At 75.6% G+C, this 4,998-nt stretch carries 5 protein-coding genes and 1 pseudogene; 5 read left to right on the top strand and 1 reads right to left on the bottom strand.

Annotation, left to right across the window (positions count from 1 at the left end; genetic code table 11):
* Window positions 1–251, bottom strand: a pseudogene (locus tag ACFV0Q_RS38295) (hypothetical protein); the annotation flags it as partial.
* Window positions 252–634: 383 nt separating this feature from the next.
* On the opposite strand from ACFV0Q_RS38295, the gene ACFV0Q_RS38290 reads away from it, so the two are divergent.
* The 5 genes from ACFV0Q_RS38290 (at window position 635) to ACFV0Q_RS38270 (ending at window position 4,883) form a co-directional block, all read left to right on the top strand.
* Window positions 635–1,642: an NUDIX domain-containing protein gene (locus ACFV0Q_RS38290; protein ID WP_385012287.1), complete on the top strand. Its 1,008-nt coding sequence runs from the start codon at window positions 635–637 to the stop codon at window positions 1,640–1,642.
* 53 nt (window positions 1,643–1,695) lie between these two features.
* Window positions 1,696–2,226 (top strand): SRPBCC family protein, encoded by a 531-nt coding sequence (locus tag ACFV0Q_RS38285; protein WP_385012285.1) that lies wholly within the window; start codon window positions 1,696–1,698, stop codon window positions 2,224–2,226.
* A gap of 119 nt (window positions 2,227–2,345) precedes the next feature.
* Entirely contained in the window at window positions 2,346–3,080 is a 735-nt protein-coding gene (locus ACFV0Q_RS38280) for an SDR family oxidoreductase (protein WP_385012283.1), read from the top strand.
* Between the two features lie 89 nt (window positions 3,081–3,169).
* Window positions 3,170–3,811 carry a hypothetical protein gene (locus ACFV0Q_RS38275; RefSeq protein WP_385012281.1) on the top strand — a complete coding sequence of 214 codons (642 nt, stop codon included), beginning with the start codon at window positions 3,170–3,172 and terminating at the stop codon, window positions 3,809–3,811.
* 142 nt (window positions 3,812–3,953) lie between these two features.
* On the top strand, window positions 3,954–4,883 hold the full coding sequence (locus tag ACFV0Q_RS38270) for a class I SAM-dependent methyltransferase (protein ID WP_385012280.1): 930 nt from the start codon (window positions 3,954–3,956) through the stop codon (window positions 4,881–4,883).
* Window positions 4,884–4,998: the final 115 nt, after the last annotated feature.

The raw sequence follows: 4,998 nt of genomic DNA, 5'->3' as shown, positions 1-4,998 counted from the left end.
GCCGGAGCCTCCGGCAGCGGCCCGAGCGGCAGTTCCCGCGGCGCCGGCCGGACCTCCGGCGCCCGCGCGGGCCGGGCCGACGCGGGTTCGGGCCGAGGCGCACCCGCGGACCCCGACGGCTGTACGGTCACGCACCCGGTGGTCAGCACCAGCAGCGCGAGCGCCAGCGACACGGGCCGGGACAGGGCCCGGCACCCGGAGCGCGACGACGACAGGGGCAGGGACGGAGGCGAGGTCCGGCGCGAGGGCATCCGCCCACCCTGCCGCACGGGACCCCCACCCGGCGCGCTCCCTCACACGGACGGGTGAGGGGGACGCGCCCTCCGACGCCCAGGACCCGGCCGGCGGGCGGCTTCCCGTCCTACCGCGGGCCGCCTTGCCGTCCAGCGGGTCACCGGCGCGGACATCGCGGGCGCGGCGACCTCCCGTACGGCCCGGCTACGTGGTCGGACCAGCGGCTTTCACACCGCAGGTCCGCACGGCGCACAGTAGCAAGATCGACATAACCCGGTAATAAGGAGGTATAGGGGTGGTAAAGATGATCAGCCCGCCCCGGGGCGCCCGGCGCCGTAACCCGGGAGCCGCACCCGCTGTTGCACAGGCGGCGGGTCCACCCACGGCGAACGGAGTTCCCATGCCCCAGCTGACCGACGACCCCGAGCGCGCCGGCACCTGGATGACGCCGGAGGAGTACGGAGCCTCGCGCGCCGCCCTCTGGACCGGCGCGGTCGTCCTCGTCACCGACCCCGACGGACGCGTCCTCGTACAGAGCGTCGACTACCGCGCCGACCGGCTGCTCCCCGGCGGAGCCGTGGACGCGGGGGAGGCGCCCGCCGCGGCCGCCGCCCGCGAGATGCGCGAGGAACTCGGGATCGACGGCCACTACCCGCGCGGCCTCGCCGTGGACTGGATCTCCGCCGACACCCCCGGCTTCCCGCCCGAGATGCGCTTCCCCGGCGAGATCCTGCACGTCTACGACGGCGGTACCTGGACCCCGGACCGGATCGGCTCCGTCCGGCTGCCCGCCCAGGAGATCACCGGCATCGACTTCGCCGAGCCCGCCGACCTGCCCGCCCTGATGGAAGCGGGCGACGCCCGCCGCGCCCTGTCCGCGCTGCGGGCCCGGATCAACGGCTCCGGCCCCGCCCTGCTGGAGGACGGCCGCCCCACCAACCCCACCGCCCTGGACCGGCTCGGCGTCCTGCGCACCCGCCGCACCCCGCAGCACGGCACCTGGCACCCCGGCCCGGTCCCCGCGCACCTGCCCGTACGGGAACGCTCCGGCTGGCTGTTCGCCCCCGACGGCCGGGTGCTGCTGCTCATCGCCCGCGCCACCGGCGCCGCGCACCTGCCGGCCCCGGAGGCGGAACCCGTCGCGGGGGCGCTCCCGCTCGGCTACCGGCAGGCCGACCGGGGCGCGGCGGCCCGCACCGCCGCCCGGCTCACGGCGGTGTCCCCGGCCGCGGACGCGGCGTACGCCCGGCTGCTGGCCACCGCGGAGCAGGTCCGCGAGCTCAGCGACTGGGGCCCCGCCGGCCGGGAGGAGCTCGCGGCGGTGCACGCGGCCCGCGCCCACCTGTGCCTCCCGGCCCCGCCCCGGACCCCGCCCACGGAACTCCCGGAACAGGGGCTGCGCTGGTGACGCCCCCGCAGCAATCCCGCGTCGGCGGCGGCCGGTCCCGCAGCATGGGGGGCATGACCGACAGCGTGATCGACTACACCCTCTACATCCAGGCCGACCCCGCCCGGGTCTGGCAGGCCCTGACCGAGCCGGCCTTCACCCGTCGCTACTGGGGCCTCGACTTCGAGACGGACTGGGCGGTGGGCTCGCGGATGGACTGGGTCGAGCGCGGCGCCCGCACCAGCGACCCCGCCCAGGTGGTCCTGGCCTGCGTCCCGGACCGCAGGCTCTCCTACACCTGGCACACCTTCACCCCGCAGTGGGCGGCCGCGGTGGGCGTCGCCGAGGAGCTGCGGGCCGAGCTGGCGGCCGAGCCGCGCACGAAGGTGACGTACGAGATCGAGCCGGTCGGCGACACCCTCGCCCGGCTGACCATCCGGCACGAGGGGTTCGTACCGGGCGGCACCCTCATCGGCATGTGCTCCCGGGCCTGGCCGATGCTCGCCTCCAGCCTCAAGACCCTGCTGGAGACCGGCGCCCCGCTGCCGGAGCCGGGCCACGAGTCCGACCAGGGAGCCGGCGGGCACGAGGCGCACCGGAACTGACCGCCGGGAGCGGGGCGGCGGATCGGTCCGGATCCGGCTCTTCCCGGTCATACCCCGCCCCGTCGGCCCCGGCCGGTGAATGTGATCATGAAAGCCGGACATCGAACGGGAGCGCTGACATGACCCTCGAACACCACCGCGTCGTCATCACCGCCGCAGGACGGGACTTCGGCCGGACCCTGGCCCTGACGTTCGCCGCGCGGGGCGCCGAGGTCCACCTCTCCGCCCGCACCCTCGAAGGCGCCGAACGCGTACGCGACGAGATAGCGGCACAGGGCCACGACGCCACCCGCGTCCACGCCTACGCCTGCGACCTGGCGGACCCGGCGTCCGTACGGGAGTTCGCGGCCTCGGTCGCCGCCCGCGCCGGGCACGTCGACGTCCTGGTCAACAACGGATCCCGCTACCAGCACGGCACGGACCTGCTGTCCGCCTCCGACGAGGACGTCGTGGAGACCATCGCCTCCGGCGCCGCCGGGACCGTGCTGGCGACCAAGGCCTTCCTCCCGCTGCTCCTGAAGTCGGACAAGCCGGACATTGTGACCATGGTCTCCGCCTGCGGGGAGAAGGGGAACCACCGCTCCGACGCGCACGACGCCTTCTACGCCGCCAAGAGCGCCCAGGCCGGATTCGCCGAGATCCTCTCCCGCAGGCTCCGCGGCGAGGGCGTCCGCGTGATCTCCCTCTACCCGCCGGACTTCGACAACCACGATCCGCTTTCGCCGGACTGGGAGGGCGCCCCGCGCACCGCGAAGGACCCGCTCACCGCGCAGTCGCTGGTGGACTGCGTCTTCTTCGCCATTGGCCAGCCCCGGGACTGCTTCATCAAGTCCTTCCACTTCGAGCAGGTCTGAGCAGGTCCGAGGACACGGCCCCGGCGGCACGGCCGCCCGGGGCACCCCGGGGCACCACCCGTTCACGCCGGTCGTGTGGAATGGGACCCATGGGGAGACGCGATCACCAGACGAGCCGGACGCCCGGGAATGACCCGGCGTACCCGGCGGCGGCGTGGGCGGGCCGCGAGCCGGCCGCCCGCCGGCCCGACCTGCCCGCCGCCCGGCCCGCGGCGGACCCGCTGCCCGCCCCGAAGGCACCCGTCGAAGCGGGCGTCCCCGGGCGGTGGCGCTACGCCCGGCACCTCGACCGGCTGGCGGCCGTGGCGAGCGCCGGCGGGGCGGGGGAGGCCGAGGCGGTGGCCGCCGTGCTGCGCGACCCGGACCCGGTGATGGCCGAGAGCGCGGTGGTCACCCACCTCGACCGGCGCGCCGTGGGCCTGCGGCCCGGGACGGAGTTCCCCGACTGGGCCCGCGCCCTGCGTCCCGTACTCGACGGCCACGCCTTCCCGGCCCGCCGACTGCGCGAGTGGATCCTGCTCAAGGCCATAGCGGCGGGTACGCCCTGGTCCCCGGCGGAACTCGCCGCCGCCTCCGACTGGTGCCAGCACACCGCGGCCCGCTCCCTCGGCTCCCCGGAGGCGCTGACCCTGCTCGCCCTCTCCGCCCGCACCCGCCGCGTACGCAACACCGCGGCCCAGCGCCTGCGCAGACGCGTCGCGGGCTGCGGCGGATGCGGCGGCGGTTTGTGAGTTCCGCCCGGATCCGGGGCCGGGGCAAGCGGAGGGCGTAGTACCGAAGGGCTCGCCATACGCCGCCCGGCGGTTTATCTTCTCCATACCTGGCCGGGTAACAGCGTTGAACCGATGCCATTCCGCTGGAGGATGACTCTCCGTGCAGCATGTTTCACAGGCTCCCGTCACCACCCCCGACGCAGAGCCCGCGCCGCCCGAGCCGCGCGCGTTCAGCGAGGTCAAAGGCTGGTTCTCGGCGTACGACCAGGTGCTCTTCGACTGGTTCCTGACCCGCCAGAACGACACGGCCGACACCTCGGGCGACATCCTCGAACTGGGCGCGTTCATGGGCAAGAGCGCGATCTTCCTCGCCGGATACCTGCGGGAGGGCGAGGAGTTCACGGTCTGCGACCTCTTCGACTCGCCCGCGCCCGACGACTTCAACCTGGCGGAGATGCGGGACTCCTACCCCACCCTCACCCGGCGCGGGTTCGAGACGAACTACCTGGCCTTCCACCCGTCCCTGCCGACCGTCATCCAGGCCCCGACCTCGGTGGTCGCGGACCGGGTGCGGCCCGGCAGCTGCCGCTTCGTGCACATCGACGCGTCCCACCTCCACGAGCACGTGGTCCAGGACATCGCCTCCTCGCGGCTCGTCGCCGCCCCGGACGCCGTCGTGGTCTTCGACGACTACCGCTCCGCGCACTGCCCCGGCGTCGCGGCCGCGGTCTGGGCGGCCGTGGCCACCGGCGGGCTGCGCGTGATCGCCGTGTCCGCCTCGAAGCTCTACGCGACCTGGGGAGACCCGGTGCCCCACCAGGCGGCGCTGCTCTCCTGGCTGGAGGGCCGGACCGACCTGTGGCACGGCGTGGACGTGGTGGCCGGGGAGCCGCTGGTGCGGATCGGCGACGAGGGGGTGGTGGCGCCGCCCGCGCCGCAGCCGCTGCGCCCGCCCGCCGAGCCCGTCGCCGCGCCGCCGGCCGCCGCGAAGGCGGCGGCCCCGAAGCCGGCCCGCTGGCGCCGCCTCGCGAAGGACCTGCTCCCGCCGCTCCTCACCCGGGCCATCGGGGCCCGACGCCGCCGGGCCTGAGCGCCGGCCCCGCGGGGATTTCGTGCGGCATCGGCCCCGGCGGGACTCGTGGGCCGCCGCCCCCGCGAGGACTCGTACGGCACCGGCCCCCGCCGCGACGCGAACGGCGCCGGTC

The organism is Streptomyces sp. NPDC059564, assembly GCF_042735575.1.
Taxonomy (GTDB): Bacteria; Actinomycetota; Actinomycetes; order Streptomycetales; family Streptomycetaceae; genus Streptomyces.
The sequence above is the reverse complement of the archived record's forward strand: the minus strand, read 5'-3'. Positions and strand labels throughout refer to the sequence as shown.

Excerpts from the sequence above, each read along its gene's own strand:
- ACFV0Q_RS38290 (WP_385012287.1), top strand. The coding sequence starts at position 635 with ATGCCCCAGCTGACCGACGACCCCGAGCGCGCCGGCACCTGGATGACG.
- ACFV0Q_RS38275 (WP_385012281.1), top strand. The coding sequence starts at position 3,170 with ATGGGGAGACGCGATCACCAGACGAGCCGGACGCCCGGGAATGACCCG.
- ACFV0Q_RS38285 (WP_385012285.1), top strand. The coding sequence starts at position 1,696 with ATGACCGACAGCGTGATCGACTACACCCTCTACATCCAGGCCGACCCC.
- ACFV0Q_RS38280 (WP_385012283.1), top strand. The coding sequence starts at position 2,346 with ATGACCCTCGAACACCACCGCGTCGTCATCACCGCCGCAGGACGGGAC.